13 protein-coding genes and 1 pseudogene are annotated in these 16,814 nt (G+C 60.8%); 4 read left to right on the forward strand and 10 right to left on the reverse strand.

Annotated features, from left to right (window positions below):
* Positions 1 to 1,530: a CoA-acylating methylmalonate-semialdehyde dehydrogenase gene (locus J1M81_RS13400; RefSeq protein ID WP_032384612.1), complete on the forward strand. Its 1,530-nt coding sequence runs from the start codon at positions 1 to 3 to the stop codon at positions 1,528 to 1,530.
* Between the two features lie 82 nt (positions 1,531 to 1,612).
* A complete protein-coding gene (locus tag J1M81_RS13405; protein WP_206498177.1) occupies positions 1,613 to 2,779 on the forward strand; it encodes an iron-containing alcohol dehydrogenase in 1,167 nt (388 codons plus the stop codon).
* Here J1M81_RS13405 and J1M81_RS13410 read toward each other — a convergent pair.
* Positions 2,776 to 4,185, reverse strand: coding sequence for an amino acid permease (locus J1M81_RS13410; RefSeq protein WP_206498179.1), 1,410 nt, complete (start codon positions 4,183 to 4,185; stop codon positions 2,776 to 2,778). The two genes, J1M81_RS13405 and J1M81_RS13410, sit on opposite strands and share 4 nt — an antisense overlap.
* 113 nt (positions 4,186 to 4,298) lie before the next feature.
* Between J1M81_RS13410 and J1M81_RS13415 the strand changes: the two genes are divergently transcribed.
* Positions 4,299 to 5,240, forward strand: coding sequence for an NAD(P)/FAD-dependent oxidoreductase (locus J1M81_RS13415; protein WP_032399948.1), 942 nt, complete (start codon positions 4,299 to 4,301; stop codon positions 5,238 to 5,240).
* Between the two features lie 12 nt (positions 5,241 to 5,252).
* On the opposite strand, the gene J1M81_RS13420 is transcribed toward J1M81_RS13415, so the two are convergent.
* Both J1M81_RS13420 and J1M81_RS26350 read right to left on the reverse strand, forming a co-directional pair.
* Positions 5,253 to 5,924 (reverse strand): nitroreductase, encoded by a 672-nt coding sequence (locus J1M81_RS13420; RefSeq protein WP_032399947.1) that lies wholly within the window; start codon positions 5,922 to 5,924, stop codon positions 5,253 to 5,255.
* A gap of 15 nt (positions 5,925 to 5,939) precedes the next feature.
* Positions 5,940 to 6,125: pseudogene (locus tag J1M81_RS26350) on the reverse strand (hypothetical protein); the annotation flags it as partial.
* On the opposite strand from J1M81_RS26350, the gene J1M81_RS13425 reads away from it, so the two are divergent.
* Complete coding sequence (locus J1M81_RS13425; RefSeq protein WP_032399946.1) at positions 6,107 to 6,322, forward strand: LLM class flavin-dependent oxidoreductase; 216 nt, start codon at positions 6,107 to 6,109, stop codon at positions 6,320 to 6,322. The pseudogene J1M81_RS26350 and the gene J1M81_RS13425 sit on opposite strands and share 19 nt — an antisense overlap.
* 1,126 nt (positions 6,323 to 7,448) lie before the next feature.
* Here the strand turns inward: J1M81_RS13425 and J1M81_RS13430 are convergent.
* From J1M81_RS13430 to J1M81_RS13460, 7 genes are all read right to left on the reverse strand, one after another.
* Complete coding sequence (locus J1M81_RS13430) at positions 7,449 to 7,763, reverse strand: hypothetical protein (protein WP_206498181.1); 315 nt, start codon at positions 7,761 to 7,763, stop codon at positions 7,449 to 7,451.
* The gene (locus tag J1M81_RS13435; protein WP_206498183.1) at positions 7,760 to 8,203 is read right to left on the reverse strand and encodes a hypothetical protein; all 444 of its coding nucleotides are present in this window, start codon (positions 8,201 to 8,203) and stop codon (positions 7,760 to 7,762) included. Before J1M81_RS13435 ends, J1M81_RS13430 begins: the two co-directional genes overlap by 4 nt.
* A 4-nt stretch (positions 8,204 to 8,207) precedes the next feature.
* Entirely contained in the window at positions 8,208 to 8,570 is a 363-nt protein-coding gene (locus J1M81_RS13440; RefSeq protein ID WP_206498184.1) for a hypothetical protein, read from the reverse strand.
* Positions 8,571 to 9,076: 506 nt separating this feature from the next.
* Positions 9,077 to 9,802 carry a M48 family metallopeptidase gene (locus J1M81_RS13445; RefSeq protein ID WP_206498259.1) on the reverse strand — a complete coding sequence of 242 codons (726 nt, stop codon included), beginning with the start codon at positions 9,800 to 9,802 and terminating at the stop codon, positions 9,077 to 9,079.
* Positions 9,803 to 9,815: 13 nt separating this feature from the next.
* Positions 9,816 to 13,100 (reverse strand): type I restriction endonuclease subunit R, encoded by a 3,285-nt coding sequence (locus J1M81_RS13450; RefSeq protein WP_206498186.1) that lies wholly within the window; start codon positions 13,098 to 13,100, stop codon positions 9,816 to 9,818.
* Positions 13,097 to 14,317, reverse strand: a complete 1,221-nt coding sequence (locus tag J1M81_RS13455) for a restriction endonuclease subunit S (protein ID WP_206498187.1) — start codon at positions 14,315 to 14,317, stop codon at positions 13,097 to 13,099. Before J1M81_RS13455 ends, J1M81_RS13450 begins: the two co-directional genes overlap by 4 nt.
* A complete protein-coding gene (locus J1M81_RS13460; protein WP_206498188.1) occupies positions 14,310 to 16,712 on the reverse strand; it encodes a class I SAM-dependent DNA methyltransferase in 2,403 nt (800 codons plus the stop codon). The genes J1M81_RS13455 and J1M81_RS13460 overlap by 8 nt, the downstream gene beginning before the upstream one ends.
* Positions 16,713 to 16,814 lie beyond the last annotated feature (102 nt).

The following is a 16,814-nucleotide window of genomic DNA, read 5'->3' on the forward strand; positions in this document are numbered from 1 at the left end:
ATGAGACTCGAGACACACCGATGGAAGGAACGAACGTTGACCGACGTCATCTCACACTGGCTCGATGGTAAGACTTTTTCCGGATCTTCCGATCGGACGTCACCGGTCACCAACCCCGCCACCGGGGAGGTCACCGGCACGCTCACGCTCGCCGATCGGAGCGATGCCCGCGCCGTCATCGACGCCGCCGCAGCTGCCTTTCCCGCGTGGCGCGACACCTCCCTGGCCAAGCGCACCTCGATCCTCTTCTCCTTCCGAGAACTGCTCAACGCGAAGAAGAACGAGCTGGCCGAGATCATCACGGCCGAGCACGGCAAGGTGCTCTCGGACGCCCTCGGCGAGATTTCTCGCGGCCAGGAAGTGGTCGAATTCGCCTGTGGCATAGCCCATCTACTGAAGGGCAGCTACACCGAGAATGCGTCCACCGGAGTGGACGTCTATTCCATTCGTCAGCCGCTCGGGCCGGTGGCCATCATCTCCCCCTTCAATTTCCCTGCCATGGTGCCGATGTGGTTCTTCCCCATCGCCATCGCCGCCGGTAACACCGTCGTGCTCAAGCCGTCGGAGAAGGACCCGAGTGCCAGCATCTGGCTCGCGCGGCTCTGGGCCGAGGCAGGCCTGCCCGACGGCGTGTTCAACGTGCTGCAGGGAGACAAGGAGGCCGTCGACGAACTGCTCGAGAACAAGAAGATCAAGTCGATCTCCTTCGTCGGATCGACGCCCATCGCCCAGTACGTCTACTCGACAGGCACCGCCAACGGCAAGCGTGTTCAGGCCCTCGGCGGTGCCAAGAACCATGCCGTCGTCCTCCCCGATGCAGATCTCGACCTGGCCGCGGACGCCATGGTCAACGCCGGCTTCGGCTCGGCGGGTGAGCGATGCATGGCCATCTCCGCTCTCGTGGCCGTCGGGAAGATCGCCGACGAGCTCGTCGCCAAGATCGCCGAACGCACCACACCACTGGTCACCGGCGACGGCACCCGCGGCGCCGACATGGGCCCGCTCGTCACCCGGGTACACCGCGACAAGGTTGCGTCCTATGTCGACGCAGGCGAGGCGTCCGGCGCCACGATCGTCGTCGACGGCCGCACCGTCCAACCCGACGGGGCTGCGGACGGATTCTGGCTCGGCCCCACGCTCATCGACCATGTGACACCGGACATGAGCATCTACACCGACGAGATCTTCGGTCCTGTGCTCTCGGTCGTCCGTGTCGACACCTACGACGAAGCCCTCACACTGATCAACGACAATCCGTACGGCAACGGCACGGCGATCTTCACCAACGACGGCGGGGCGGCACGGCGGTTCCAGAACGAGGTGGAGGTCGGCATGGTCGGTGTCAATGTGCCGATTCCCGTTCCCATGGCGTACTACAGTTTCGGCGGCTGGAAGAGCAGTTTGTTCGGCGACAGCCACGCTCACGGCACCGAAGGAGTGCACTTCTTCACGCGGGGTAAAGCCGTCACCAGTCGCTGGCTCGATCCCAGCCACGGCGGTATTGATCTCGGCTTTCCTGCAAACAACTGAGTTCTACAAAGCCCATGTGCGTGGAAACTCGTAGCCCACTACGAAGTTCCACGCACATGGAGATACCGCGAAGGAGCACTCCATGGTTGCCAACATCTCTTTTCCACGCTTTCTGAAGCTCGGCGGCGGTGCCGTCGCGGAGCTGGGTACGGTACTGACCGACCTGGCCGTATCTCGTCCCCTACTCGTCACCGATGCGTTCATGGCCGGCAACGGCTCGGCCGATCGACTGATGACGATCATGACCGAGGCCGGTAAGTCGCCTGCTCTGTTCTCCGGCACCGTGCCCGACCCGACGACGGATTCGTTGATCGCCGGTCTCGAAGCGGTGCAGCAGCATTCGGCCGATTCGATCATCGGGTTCGGCGGCGGCAGTCCGATGGACACGGCCAAGGCGCTGGCAATCCTCGCTGTGCAGGGCGGGACGATGCGGGACTTCAAGGCTCCGGTGCTCTCCACCGGTCCGGCGCTTCCGATCGTCGCGATCCCTACTACGGCGGGAAGTGGTTCGGAGGCAACGCAGTTCACCATCATCACCGACGTGGCCTCGGACGAGAAGATGCTGTGCCCCGGGCTGTCCTTTCTGCCGATAGCATCGATCATCGACTTCGAACTGACGATGTCGATGCCGGCGCGTCTGACCGCCGATACCGGCGTCGACGCTCTGACACACGCCATCGAGGCATACGTCAGCAAGAAGGCCAACCCCATCTCCGACGGCTTGGCGCTCAGCGCAATTCGCACCATCGGAACGTCGCTGCTTCGGGCGTATCGAGACGGAGAAGACCGGCAGGCACGCGAGGACATGATGCATGCGTCCACCCAGGCGGGAATGGCGTTCTCCAACGCCAGCGTCTGTCTGGTACACGGGATGAGTCGACCGATCGGCGCGCATTTCCATGTCGCACACGGACTGTCCAATGCGATGCTCTTGCCTGCCGTCACAGCCTTCTCCATCGGCGGAGCCCAGTCCCGCTACGCCGACTGCGCCCGCGCCCTCGGTGCGGCATCGGAAGCCGATTCGGACGCGGTTGCCGGAGGCAAGTTGCAGGACGCCATCGTCACGCTGTGCCGTGAGGTCGAAGTTCCCACTCCGCAGACGTTCGGCATCGACAAGTCGACGTGGGACGACATGTTGCCGCTGATGGCCGAGCAGGCTCTCGCGTCCGGCAGCCCCGGTAACAATCCGGTCGTTCCGACGGCGGAGCAGATCGTCGATCTGTACCGCCAGGTGTATGCCGGGATCTAGGCCGAGTCACCGGACACGCGGGCGGCAACCTTGTCGCGCCGCGTGTTTCGGCGTTGAACGATGATTCCGCCGATCACCGTCACTGCCGCCAGCACGGCCGAGAGCAGGATGGACGATCGCTGCTCGGGTCGCACGACCATCATGACGAGGACGAAGACGATGAATCCGATGGCCAAATAGGTGAGCCACGGGTAGAGCCACATCAGAACGGCCGGGCGTTCGCCGTCGCGATCGAGTTGGCGACGCAGCACGAGTTGACTGCTGGCGATAGCCAGGTAGACGAACAGAGCTACGGCACCGGTGGTCGCGAGCAGGTAGGTGAAGAGTTTTTCCGGAAGAATGTAGTTTCCGACGACGGCGAGGAAGCCGAGCACCATCGAGGCGATGACGGCAACCCACGGCACTCCGTTGGCGGTGATCTTCTTGACTGAGCGAGGCGCATCGCCGCGATCACCGAGCGAGTAGAGCATGCGGGAGGCGGTGTAGAGCGCCGAATTCAGGCACGACGCCACGGCGGTCAGAATGACGATGTCCATGATGGTCTCCGCGTGAGGAATTCCCATCTTGGACAACACATACTGGTAGGAGCCGGTTGCCGGGTCCAATTCGTTCCAGGGGACGAGCGCGACGATGACGAAGATCGATCCGAAGTAGAAGATCGAGATACGCCAGATCACCGAGTTGGTGGCGCGGGTGATCCCCTTTGCGGGGTCCTTGGATTCGGCTGCAGCGATGGTGACGATCTCGGATCCCATGAACGAGAACATCGTCGTCAGCATGGCTGCGATCACCGCACCGAAGCCGAGCGGCATGAAGCCGCCGGAGGCCCACAATTGGTCCACGCCACTGACTTCGGAGTTCGGCAGCCAGCCCAGGATGGCCGCGATGCCGAGACCGATGAACGCGACGATGGCCACTACCTTGACCAACGCGAACCAGAACTCGAACTCGCCGTAATTGCCGACGCTGATCAGGTTGGTCGCGGTGAGCGCAACGACGATGATCAGGGCCCACATCCATTGGGCACCGCCCAGCCAGTTGGTGAGGATGGCGGCAGCGGCGGTCGCCTCCACGGGGATCACCAATACCCAGAACCACCAGTACAGCCAACCGACGGAGAAGCCGGCCCAATGTCCCAGTGCCCGGGTCGCATACGTCGAGAACGAACCGGTGTCGGGGTTGGCGGTGGCCATTTCCCCGAGCATGCGCATCACCAGGATGACGAGGAGTCCGGCGAAGAAGTAGGCCAGCAACACCGCAGGTCCTGCGGTGGCGATGGCGTTGGCGGAGCCGACGAACAGTCCGGCACCGATCACTCCGGCTATCGAGATCATCGTCACGTGCCGCGGTTTGAGACCGGTTCCCAGTCCGTGCTCTCCGGTATCTGGCTTATCCGTAATTGCCATTTCAACAGTTCAGCACAAGGTCGGGCCCTTCGCAGCGGGTGACCGAATTGTCCAGACAATGCGTAGTACATAAGGCGGGCTTACTTACTTGGTCCGCCGGGCATACTGACGATATGACTGTCGATGTTGGGCGCACCACGGACTCGATCACCATTGTCGGCGCGGGTATCGCGGGTGCCGCCTGTGCCCGAGTACTGCGCGCGGCGGGCGTCCCGTTCCGCATCGTCGATCGAGGACGTGCCCCGGGCGGACGGATGTCCTCCCCCGAGCTTCACGGGCGTCGTGTGGATTTGGGTGCCGGTTACTTCACCGTCCGAGATCAGGATTTCGCTACGGTGGTGTCGGACTGGGAGTCGAGGGGCCTTGCGCGCCAGTGGGCCAACACCTTCGGCATCCTCAAACCCGATACCACGCCGTGCACCACCACCGGGCCGGTCCGTTGGGCCACACCACACGGGCTTCGTTCTCTGGTGCGAGACTTGCTGGAAGACTTCGATATCGAAGGCTCTTCCGAGTTGAGCGGCCTCCCCGACGGCCACGTCGTGGTTGCGATGCCCGATCCTCAAGCGACTCGACTGACCACAGTCCCCGACGCCGTCGGTTACGAACCGGTCATCGCGGTGGCATGTGGATTCGACGGGTTGGATGTGCCGTTCCGCGACGCGGCCTTCGTCAACGATCATCCCGATATCGCGTTCATCGTCGACGACGGTGCCCGGCGGGGTGACGGTGCGCCCGTGCTGGTGGTTCACACGACCCCCGAGCGGGCACAGCAGCACCTCGCCGATCCCGACGCAGTGATCGCCCCGGTCCTCGACGCGCTACGCGAACTGTCGGTAATCTCCACGGCACCCAACTGGACTCACGCCCATCGCTGGACGTTCGCAAAGCCTGCGGCGCAACATGATTCCACCTTTGCGCTCGAGCTGCGGGACGGGCGGCTCGTCGGATTCGCAGGCGATCAATGGTGTGAATCCGGCGCGCCCAGGGTGGAAAGCGCATGGCGATCGGGCACGGATCTGGGTACGGAACTGGTTGGTCGGCTCCAGAGCTGACGCCGTCACACCTCAGCTGATGAAGGTCACCGTCTCACTCAACGGTGCACGGCTGGTGCGGAATCCGTTGATCGGGTGGCTCTCGTCGGGGTAGCCGAACGAGATGCCGGCTACCACCCTGCGGGTATCGGGGATATCGAACCATTCGTGGACGAACGGCGAGTACGCGGCGAGCGCGGCCTGAGCTATCGCGCCGAGCCCGAGACTCTGCGCGCCCAGCAGGAACGTCTGCAGATACAGCCCGCAGTCGACGGCACCGTAGACACCCAGGTCCGCATCGGTGGTGATGATTGCCGCGTGCGGGGCGTCGAACAGCTCGAAATTGCGAATGAACTGACGCGTCGTCGCCTCGGTGTCGGACTTGACCACGCCGATGCTCTCGTAGAGCGCACCGCCACACTCACGACGACGTGCCCGGTGCAGGGCGTTGTAGTTGGCCGGAAACGGAAAATCCGGTTGCGGCACACCGGACGCCACATGTTCCACCAAGGCCTCGGAGAACTTTCGCGTGGCATCGCCCTCGGTCACGATTATTTGCCACGACTGGGTGTTCGACCACGATGGAGTGCGCTGGGCGGCCGCCAACAACTGTTCGAGCACGTCCCGTGATACCTGCTTCGGCAGGAACTGCCGGCATGAGTACCGCTCGTCGAGGAGTTCGGTCAATGCTTCGTACCGGGTCACGTCGTCCGCCTCGTGTCATCGCCATCGGGTGCGGAACGAACGTAGCAGGATGTCTTTCACCCGAGGGGCGGTGGCCAGGAATACCTGCACCTCAGGGTCCTTGAATGCGGCGACGAGGTTCTTGATGTTGTCGCTGTCCCCCCACCGACTACCGATCGTGAGCTGGCCGGCGAACTCGTCCGATGCCGGTGGTGCGACGATTGCGTCGAATCGGCCACCGCCGCAGGCTCTTCACGGTGCCGGACATTCATCTGGTCGAGCCGTCACCGCAGCGGGCGCCGGTGATCTTTCAGGCCGGAGCGTCGACGCGCGGCGTTCGTTTCGCGGCGCAGAACGCGGAGGTGATCTTTGTCGGCGCGCCCACCGAGGACACCTTGAGTAGACGGTCTCGAGTATGAGGCGGGCGTTGCGCGACGCCGGTCGTGATCCATATTCGGCACGGACTGTGAGCTGCTCGCCATGATCACCGAACAGATATCGGAAGTCGCCTACGCGGAGCACAACGCATATCGGCCGTTTGCCAGTGCATCGGCGATGCCGGTCCACGCATCGTCGGCTCCCCCGGCGAAGTCGCAGGAGTGGGTGGACGAGACCGAAATTGCAGCGTCGCAGTGTCTGCCGAACCGAATACACACCGGGCACATTGCGTCACAAGCTCTTCGGTAAGGGTGACCGACTGCCCGAGGAACATCGGGCGCAGCAAATCGTGCGGGAGGTTCGGTCAAGCCGAGAATCAGCGTCATGGTGGGCGCAGAGGGGTTCGAACCCCCGACCGCTGGTGTGTAAATTACCGGTTCACACTTCGAGCTGGGGTTTCGTGAATTACTCGAAGTTTCCCTGACTTACTCCAGGTTGCTCATTCATAGGGGTTAACGTGCAGAAATGGTCGGTCGAGCTTCGCAGTTCATCGCAAGCCTTCTCCGCTCTGCTTCCGCTTTTGCGGACTGGCTGCGGACTGGACGACGCTTGATCCCACCTGGCCGCAACCACAATCCGCGGCCGAAAGCATCGCCGGGACACGTAACCGCCAACGTGCTTCGATCACGCCGCTGAACCGGTCATGAGAGCGCGAATGGTCCGTAGGGACTCGTTCGGCGTGCTCGCGCCGGATCTGCCGAACTCGCCGATCCTCGATGTCCTGCTGCTCTCGCTCTTGCCGAGCGAGCTCGCGGCGTTCGGCCTCGGCGGCTGCGCGTATCCGCTCGGCTCGCATATCCGGTGTCGAGTCGCTGTTCGCGAACTGCCAACCGGACCGGAAGTAAACGGCAGCTGTAAATCTCGGCATCCGAGCTCGGAAGACTCCCTCGAGCTGTCGCTTGTAGTTCTCCGCTTCGAGGAGCTCGTCCGGGGCTGGTCGATCGGGAAATTGCGCGGTCCAGCACGCCACTCGTACACACACGACGCACTCCCATCCTGTGGGTGTGAGCCCCGATCGTGACGCGGTCGCCCCTGTATGTCGGACGTACACGGTCCGCGGTTCCAGGTGATGCCCGTTGTGGCACCGGGCCGGGACCTGCAGCGTCTTCACTGGCCCTCCTCCCATCGCGCGAGCGACGTCGAATCCCACCCGTGAGCGGGCCGTCCGGGTGGTGTCGTCAGGTCGTGATCCGCGAGCCACTGACAATAGGCGTCACGCTGCATCCCGCTCGCTGCCATCTCACGCGCTCGCTTCTCGTCGATCTCGCTCGCGATCGCCTCGGCGATGTGCCTCTTTTTCACCTTGCCGAGCCACCGACGCCAATTACTCGGACGGAGCTCGGGCGGGACGTCGTCGAACGTCAAAGCCGCGGGGCGACCCGCGTCCACCAGGTCGGCGGCGAGCATCGGTCTGGCCATCACGCACCCTGTCCTGCTCGGGGGCGCGCCACGCGCCCTTTGCCCCGTCGAGCTCCGCGCTCGTTGTCCCGTCCCTGATTCTGAGATCCGTCGCCGGTGTAGACACCGCGGATTCCGGTCTGTCCACCGCTCGCAGCTCCGGACGTCGAGCGGGCGGCGAGGATCCGCGCGTCCATGACCGATGCCAAGCGAGCTCGGGTCATACGAAGCTGCCGAACTGCGGCGACCGCGGGGTGCATCTTGATCGTTCCGCTCTTCGTCGTGATCGTGCGGCCGTCCGCGGCGAGAGCTGCGTCGAGCGCCGCGATGTCGTCGGTCGTGGCCTGTAGGTCCGCGGCGGTTGCGAGGTCGTCGGCCTCGAGGACGATTCCGACGCTCTTCGCCTTGGCGCGGTAGAAGTCGACGACCGACTCGGTGCCGGCCGCTGGGTCATCTGTGGTCATGTCGTCACGTCCTTTCGAAGTAGCGGCCGACGCCGCGGTTCGGTGCGCGGTCGGATGATCGCGGGGGTGGTCGGTTTTCCTGTACGGCACCGCGGGCGAGCGCGCCGATGGCCTTCTCGACTCGTCCCACGTCGACCGTGCCGTCCGGTTGGACGAACTTCGTGTGATCGAGCGCGGCGAGCAGATCCGCGACTTTCTGCGGCTTGAGACCGGCCGTGTCGAGTTGGCGAGTGATCGCCGCGTCGACAATCTGCGCTCTGAGTTCGTCGAGCAACTCGGATGATTCGAGGCCGCTGTGCTCGAGCTCGGCGATCCGGTAATCCCGCTCGGCGACCAACCACGCCGCGAGCTCTGCGTCGGTGAACACAGGCGATCAGTCCACCGGGCCGGACAGGAACGAGTGCAGACCCGCGACTTGAAGCCAGAAATCGTAATCGACCTCAGCGGCGAAGGGCGCGTGCTCGTAGACCTTCGCGAGGGCGCTTTCGGCCATGTCCAAGTGCTGCTCCTTGGTAGCCGTTGTGATCGGGTGCTGTGGCGTAATTCCGGCCATCGAGTCGCTCTTTCTGTTCTTGACTGGTGACAGGTCAATACTCATACCCCGTACCGGTATCTGTCCAATGTTCGCGGACCGCCGCCTGTAATCGCTTTAGCACAAACAGGATTCGGCTTAAATCGAACAGATCGTCGACCCAGACCACGCTGGACGTCGAGCTGGATCCGGCGTTCGAACGCGCGTTCAGCCTGAAAACGCCTGTTCAGAGCGTTTGAGGGCGTCCACATGCGGTTCTTTTCGCACCGCAGCCGACGAAATCTGCAGTACCTGGCTGCCCTCGCTTCGCAGGGCCGGGAGGGGGCTCCCACCCCTACCCACTACCGGGCGTCCGCACCGCTTTTATCAGCGGACTTCCCCTGCCAGACATGTGCTCCTGCACCCGCAAGTTCCGACTTGCGCTGATCGCTGTCTGGCATTGCTCGGGTGAGAAGTTGCCAGAATGCAGGGCCGTGGTGCGCTTCGCGCAGGTGCGCGAGCTCGTGTGCGAGCACGTACTCAACGAGTGCTGGGCGCAGCTGCATGGTTGCCCAGTGAATGCGGACTCGGCCGCTAGGTAGAGCCGATCCCCATTTGTTGCCAAGGTCGGCGACTTCAATCTGCAGAGGATCAACGCGTAAACGCTTGGCCCAATCCTTGGCTCGGGGCTTGAGCCAAGTCAGCCCTGCCGTTCGATACCAACCGATCAGGTGGTCATATCCAGGTTCGGCAAGGGCCCTCGGAAGGTTCAGCTTGCCTCGTTGCAGCCGCACTCGATGGTCTTCGGTCTCGACGATCCTGAGCTGATGGCTACGGCCAAGGTAGAGAAAGCCTTCACCATCGACAAGTTCCTTGACAACCAACTCTTGGCGGAGCGACTCTTTCTTGGCCAGCTTGCCGTAAATCCATTCCCGTTTAGACGCGAGGAAGTTTTCGAGCTCCGCTTGCTCGATGTCGGGTGCGGCCCTGAGTTGCAGGCTGCCGTCGCTGTCGATGGTCAGTTTGGCTTTTCGACTGGTGCCACCGGTTACGACGGGAATGATCATCCCATCAAGTTGTAACGTCATCGCAGTCACGAAGTCATCGCCTTCTCGCAGCAATCAAGGACTGGTTTGCTTTCGCAAGTTCCATCAACCTATCGGCCAGCGGACCCTGCTCGTCGAACGGGAAGAGGTCGCGTTCGTCCAGGCTGTGGATCAGCTGCCTCCGCAGAAAGTCTTGCTTATGTGAATTTTGCCAGAACCTCACGATACTGGCGTGCATCTCGACTTCGAGCACGATCTCCTGCGCCAGGTGGACGATATCGACGCGAATACGCTCGGACAAGGCTGAGTTAGCGGAAAATTCGGCTTCCAGCAGTCCGTAAAATCGTGCGACCAGTGGATCTTCGTGTACTGCGCTGCCGCTGTCATCACCCTTCGCATCCCCAAGCAATTCGGTCAATGCCAACGCGAGCTGATCCCACTTGTCGGTCAAAGTCTTCAGGATCTCGTCGAGCCGTTCGGACAACTTGGCGTAGCGAGCCGGATCTTCGTCGAAGTTCTTGCGAATATGAAAGCGGAGCGCATGCTCCATCTCCGACGCCTTGGCTTTATCGGAAGTCAGACCTTGGACCTTGGCCAAGAAGTCAGGGTCGGTGATCGACACCGGCGGGATTTTGGTGGCTATGTCGAGGGCAGTGACATGCTCGTCGATCAATTTGCGGACCTTTTCCCCGTACAAGGAACTGTCGAAGTCGCCGAGCCCTTCGTCGCGGTAGCGTCGCTTTGCAGCTAGCGAAATAATCCCGAGACGTTTGGCGTCCCGCACAAACGGCAGCGCCTCAGGGCGCGGCATGACGGTATCCATGGTGGAAAGGAACTGCTTCAGCAGCACTCCGAAACGGGCGCGGAGAGCTTCATCGGCCAACACCTGCACACAAGCCTCAACGTCCTCGGCCGTGTCGAAGGTATCGATACCAGCTTGGGCGAAGACGGCGATCACTCGTGCGTGGCGGTCACGCAGCTTGGGCAGTTCGTCTTTGATCGAAGTCAATGCGCCGATCGCGTCATCGGCGTCTTCGGGCGCGTACGCTTTGAGGGCCTTTTGCAGGTGTGCACCGACGCCGAAGTAGTCGACCAGCAGTCCAGCACTTTTGCCGGTGACAGTCCGATTGACCCGAGCAATGGCTTGCAACAGTTCAGCGTCTTGGATCGATCGGTCCAGGTAGAGCACTTGCTCGACTGGCGCGTCGAACCCGGTCAGCAACATCGTGCGCACAATTAGGAAGGCCACCGGGCTGGTCCTATCACCCAGCGGCCCGAGCTTCTTTTTGAACTGTTCGATCGAGGCGTCCTGACGTGACTTGTCGGTCCACTGTGCCCAGGTCGGATCATCGTTGTGGCTGCCCGAAATCACGGGGACGAATTCCAACGCCTTCAGCAGCTCAATTTGGGGAGCCGCACGCACGAGCGCCTGCGTTTTGCGGTCCAGACTGTCGATATCGACTGCATCACCGTCATAGTCGGCATGCAGATGAGGGGGTAGCGCCTCGATGTGAGCCACCAACTCATCTCGGGCAATTATCAACGCTTCGCGGTAGCGTGTCGTCGCCAGACGGCTTGCTGCAGTGACTTGCGCTTTGAAGCCGTTGGGCATCACCGTCGAAACATAATGCCACAGCATGGATTTTGCCTTGGCCGCAATCAAGTTGGGCGCTTCGAGAACCGACCCGGCGGTGGCGTAGCGGGTTTTCAGCTTTTCGATCTCGGCGTCGGTGTGCTCGGCGAACATGTCCTCAAATAGCTCATCCAGGTCGCTACCACCGGCCACCGCACCCTTAGCCGTCCGCCCCTCGTAGAAGATCGGCACAACAGCGCCATCTTCCTCAGCCTGCCGAATCGTGTACTTGTCGATGAAGTCGCCGAAGATTGACTCAGTACGCTTTTTTCCCTCACGCATGATCGGTGTTCCAGTGAACCCGATTTTGGCGGCATTCGGCAGGGCAGCCATCAGGTTCGCGTGCAGGGTCGACGTCTGCGAACGGTGCGCCTCATCAACCATGATGAGGACGGACTCATCGGTATTGAGCACGCCGAACGACTCGACACTTTCGTCACCGTCCATGCCCTGAACCATCGAACTCTTCAAGTCCTGATCGCGGTACTTGTGAATCATTGCGAACACAAGTGCCGGCCCGTGCTCAGCCAACATCGTTCGGAGCTTGGCCGACTTCCGGACACGTTGCACAGTTTCGCCGGACATCGTCGCTGTCGCAGCCAGTTGCTTCTCCAGGTCGGTCCGGTCCGTGATGATCACGACCTTGAACGCACGCAGGACGGGGTCGGAGCGCATGGCACGCACCAAGAACACCATTGTCAAGGACTTGCCCGAACCTTGGGTATGCCACACAAGGCCGCCGCGACGATCGTGCTCACCATCGATCTTACGAGTTTCGCCGGTTTGCAGGCGGTTGACCGCTTTGAGGACGGCGCGGTACTGCTGATAGCGGGCAACGATCTTTATGCGTCGGCCACCTGCCTCTTGAAACAGTGTGTAGTGACGAATGATGTCCAGAAGGTTTGCGGGAGTCAACATCCCAGCAACGAGCAGTTCTTGACCGGTTAACTCGCCAGCAGGTTTTCCTAGATTAGCGGCTAACTGGTCACGACTCAGCGGGGCGGCGTCCTTCCATTCAAGGAAGTGCTCAGGCCCAGAGGTGAACGTCCCGACACGAGCCTTGTCTCCGTATGTCGACACGACGAACTGGTTCGTCCAAAACAGCTGCTCACTACCCTCTGGTGTGCCGAGGCCGCGCTGATTTGCGTAGCGCCGCAATTGATCGATTCCTGAGGACATAGGATCGGTGACGTACGGACTTTTGCACTCAATCACCACCAGTGGGATGCCGTTGACGAAAAGCACCACATCAGGGACCACGAACTTCTTGGATTGACCGCCCGGCTCATCGACGCGGAACTGATTGACCGCCAGGAAGTCGTTGCGCTCCGGATGATCGAAGTCGATGAATTTGATTCTTTGGCTGCGGCCTTGATCCCACTCTGGGAGCCCTGCGACGGACACGCCTTCAAGGAGGCGCTGAGTCAGGCGCTCGTTGATTTCTATCAGCTTGCCGGTTTCCGTGCGTGTCAGTGCGGAACTAGCCTCGGACAACCGTGAGTTGTCGAGCCAAGACTGACCATCGGGGCCGAGGTTGATCTCTTGCAGAACCTTCCGCAGGCGGCTTTCGATTAGCGAACTACGAAACGACTCACGACCACTCACGGCCGGATCCGACTTCGACCCCTCGTTGTACGACCAACCAAGACCAACCAACTGATCGAGCAGCGGTTTTTCAGATTCTGTAAATTCCGGGCCGAGGCTCACGATGCAGTGTCCACTGCCACACGAACGCGGGTATTCAGAAGATCGGACATGAGGCCTCGCTTCATGGATCGAAGCTTCGCCACTTCGGCCGTTTCTCTGGCAAGGCGATTTTGATGAGCCGAGATTTTTTGTGTGATAGCCGTCTGCTCGGATAGCGGTGGCCTTATGCACATAGTCCGTAGGAAGTCTTTTTGTGTAAGAAAATCGCGCGCGCTGCCCTGCGATTGATCCATGTGTCTCCGGATAACATCTGGAAGCACGCACCATAGGAAATCAATATCTATACCCTGTTGAGGGACAAGGTTCCACATGTTCTGGTTCTGCAATGCAGGACAGATCGCCGCCGGAACGCGCCCGAGACTGCCGGTCGTCGCTCCCACCATTACGACTACTATCTCTCCCCCTAAAAGTCGCTGTTTGGGAAATCTATTCCAGAACTCGTCGGGCAAATTGCGCGTTTCACCCAGGTCTTCCAATGGTCGCCCTATGTTCGAGACTCGGAAATTAAGTATTCCATTGTCCTGATAGTCGTCGCTGCGAAACGCAAAGCCTAGCCGAACTGACAGCATCGCTCTAACCTCAACAACACTCCAACTCGCTGGCACGCGTCCGAGCGGGGAATCGATGAACTCATGACGATGAGTAGAAATACTCCGAAGTTCGCCGTCGGCGCTGATGCCACTAGTTAGCAAATCCCCCGCGAGGCCGCTCCCTACTACCCGAAGTTTGTCGATGATCTTCTCAGTGGCGCGAATCTGGTCCTCCAAGGTGTCCAGAATCTCGGCAATTCGACACTGCTCACGTGAAGACGGAATTGCCAGCTCTATCGAGCGCATCTCAGCTTGGGTAAGTTTGGTACGTGTCCCACCCGAAATGAAACGACGTATATCGCGGTGCACAAGACTCCAAAACAAGAAACTTTGATCGATCCCCTCTTTGGCGCGGATTATATGAGCATGATTATTCACCCAGGATTGGCCAGAGATACGATAGGCGATCGGCCTAGTCGCAAATTCATCGAAATTGCCTCCGTCCTCTGCCAGTAAAATGAGTGGCTCGTCGAAAAGCGGCTCGTCGATCCAACCTTGTTGGCCGTTGGCTCCATAGTAGGGGACTTGCCCGAGCCGCATTCTTCGCTCGTCAGAATTGATAGGACGACGTCGCGAATCAAGAACGTCCGCGATCTCACCAAGCGTAGTCGTGCGCCAATCACTCATAGCCAAGTTCCTTAAAAAAGCCAGCGAGTTTTTCGGCTGCGGCGTCGCGCTCCCCCTCAAGGCTTGCGAGGGTCACCTGATATTTGTCCCACCATGTCTCGAATGCGTCGATTACAGATCGGCGGTGTCGAGTTATCCGCTGGTCTGCAACGATCATAAGATCTTTTTGGAAGAGATTAAGGACGAGTGTTTGGGCGCTGGTGTCGTCGAGCGTGTTGCTTGCAGCACTGAGCTTTTCTGCAAACGCGGCTGCGTCGGACTTGAGTTGCTTCCTGGCTGTTGTCAGCTGCGTCTTGAGGTTCCTGAGTTCAACGGGCGATAGCTGCGGTTCTGCGTCGTCGGCGTCTTCTTCGTCGGGTTTGGAGGTGGCGGCCTTGATCGTCGAGTCGAGTTCTGCAACGTTGGCAGCACGGGCCGCCAAGCTGTCGAGATACTCAGGCAGCAACGCGCGCGCTACTTTATGGTCCAGGGGGTCGACTTTGGACTTTTCTTCGTTCAAGGCGTCGAGCACGGTTGAGACCCATGCTTCGATTAGGCCGGTGAACCCGATGGTGGCGAGGGTTTTAAGGTCGGGTTGATTGTCGCCCCACCAGCTGGCGATGATGCCGCTGACCACGAAGCGGTCGAGCATACCGATCGGTGCCAGTGCTGTCTGAAAGGTGGCGACCAGTTGTTTGCGTAGGTCGATCAGGTCAGCCGTGGTCTGTAGCCGCGTAAATCGGACTTGCTCTGCAGTCCACCAGCATTCGATCACCTCGGTGATAGCAGTTTCGGCGTGAATGACCCCAGTGTTGGTCCCGACCAGTTCCTTGAGCTCGAGTTTGGCGGTGACACTAGACACGAATTGCAGATAGTCGGCGTCACGCTCAACGAGAAGGTCGCTGATGCTCAATCCGTGGGTGGTGAACAGCTCCGACTTGGCCTCCACCTCAGCCTTGGGGATACCGCCGTGCAGATGTGCGCGCACGTCCTGCGGGTCCGGTGGTGGGGTGGTGTCGACGTAGCGGCGGATGTTGAGGTTGTCGTCGTTCTCGGCTAGTTCTTTGCGGCTCACGATCTTGGCGAAGGCCGGGATGTCGCCAAATTCGCGGTACGCCGAGACGATCTTCTCGATGTGTTCGGGTTCGATGAAGTTCTGGGCGCGGCCTTCGCGGTAGGCGCGGTCAGCGTTGATGAACAGCACCTTGCCCTCACGCTCGGCAGGCTTTGCGCCTTTGTGCCGCAAGATCAAAATGCACGCAGGAATGCCGGTGCCGTAGAACAGTGATGGGCCGAGGCCGATGACGGCTTCGATGGTGTCGTCGTCGAGGAGACCGGACCGGATTCGTCCCTCGTCGCCGCCACGGAACAGGACCCCATGCGGCATAACCGTGGCGACCATTCCGTCAGTTCGGGTGACAGCCAGCATGTGCTGAACGAACATGAGGTCGGCCTTTTTGCCGGACTCGGGGGTGTAGCCGTAACGGAAACGTTCGGGGAACGGGATGGCGTTCTTGCTGTAGTTCAGTGAGAATGGTGGGTTGGTGAGGACGCGATCGAAGCGCATCAACTCGCCGCCCTGGATGTGGGCGGGGTCTTCGAGCGTCCCGTCGTCGTTGTTACGCAGATCGGCGTCAGGGATGCCGTGGAGCAGCATGTTCATCTTGGAGATTGCCCAGACGCTGCCATCTTTTTCCTGGCCGGCTAGTGCGAGGTTGCGGCTGTTGCCGCCGCTTTCTTCGACGTAGTCCTTGGACAGGATCAGCATTCCGCCGGACCCTGTGCAGGGGTCGTAGACGCTCATACCTTCCCGGGGGTCTGCGATCTGCACCATGAGCCGCACAACGGAACGGGGCGTGTAGAACTCGCCGCCCTTTTTTCCCGCGGAGTCGGCGAAATCGCTGATCAGGTATTCGTAGGCTGCTCCCAGGAGGTCGGGGAACTCGAAGCGGTCTCGACGCAGCGGCTCTTTGTTGAAGTGCATGATCAGCTCACGCAGCTTCTTGTCCGACATCGAAGCTTGACCGACTTTGCGGGTGAAGTCGATATGCTGCAAGACCCCGTCGAGCGCCGAGTTGCGTTCTTCAAGTGCCTGCAAGGCTTTGTTCAGCTCATCGCCGACCTGCCTGTGCGCGTGATCGCGCAGATGGGGCCAGCGGGCACGTTCTGGAACGTAAAATGTGTCGTAGAACGCGGAGTTCTCGGCCCGTTTCTCGGCTTCGGTTTGGTCGCGGCCCTTGGCGAGCTGGTCGGCAATGACCTTGTCGCGTTCGGCTTCGAACTGGTCCGATGCGTACTTGAGGAACAGCATTCCAAAGATGTATTCCTTGTAGGCGGACGCCTCCATGGAGCCGCGTAGAACATCGGCTGCTGAGAAAAGATGCCGTTCGAGCTGCGGAAGAGTCAGGCGAGCCATGGATCGACCTTAGCCGCTTTCGTCGAAGCGAGGGCACGTACTCGCTCCTCGCGGCGTGGTGCTTTCGTTGAAGCTCAGAAAACGCGTTTAGGCTTCACCGAG

Source organism: Rhodococcus sp. KRD175, assembly GCF_017168275.1.
GTDB classification, from domain to species: Bacteria; Actinomycetota; Actinomycetes; order Mycobacteriales; family Mycobacteriaceae; genus Rhodococcoides; species Rhodococcoides fascians.

Coding starts and splice junctions, on each gene's coding strand:
- J1M81_RS13435 (WP_206498183.1), bottom strand. CDS start 8,203: ATGACCACAGATGACCCAGCGGCCGGCACCGAGTCGGTCGTCGACTTC.
- J1M81_RS13405 (WP_206498177.1), top strand. CDS start 1,613: ATGGTTGCCAACATCTCTTTTCCACGCTTTCTGAAGCTCGGCGGCGGT.
- J1M81_RS13425 (WP_032399946.1), top strand. CDS start 6,107: ATGCCGGTGGTGCGACGATTGCGTCGAATCGGCCACCGCCGCAGGCTC.
- J1M81_RS13455 (WP_206498187.1), bottom strand. CDS start 14,317: ATGAGTGATTGGCGCACGACTACGCTTGGTGAGATCGCGGACGTTCTT.
- J1M81_RS13410 (WP_206498179.1), bottom strand. CDS start 4,185: ATGGCAATTACGGATAAGCCAGATACCGGAGAGCACGGACTGGGAACC.
- J1M81_RS13415 (WP_032399948.1), top strand. CDS start 4,299: ATGACTGTCGATGTTGGGCGCACCACGGACTCGATCACCATTGTCGGC.
- J1M81_RS13445 (WP_206498259.1), bottom strand. CDS start 9,802: ATGACGTTACAACTTGATGGGATGATCATTCCCGTCGTAACCGGTGGC.
- J1M81_RS13460 (WP_206498188.1), bottom strand. CDS start 16,712: ATGGCTCGCCTGACTCTTCCGCAGCTCGAACGGCATCTTTTCTCAGCA.
- J1M81_RS13400 (WP_032384612.1), top strand. CDS start 1: ATGAGACTCGAGACACACCGATGGAAGGAACGAACGTTGACCGACGTC.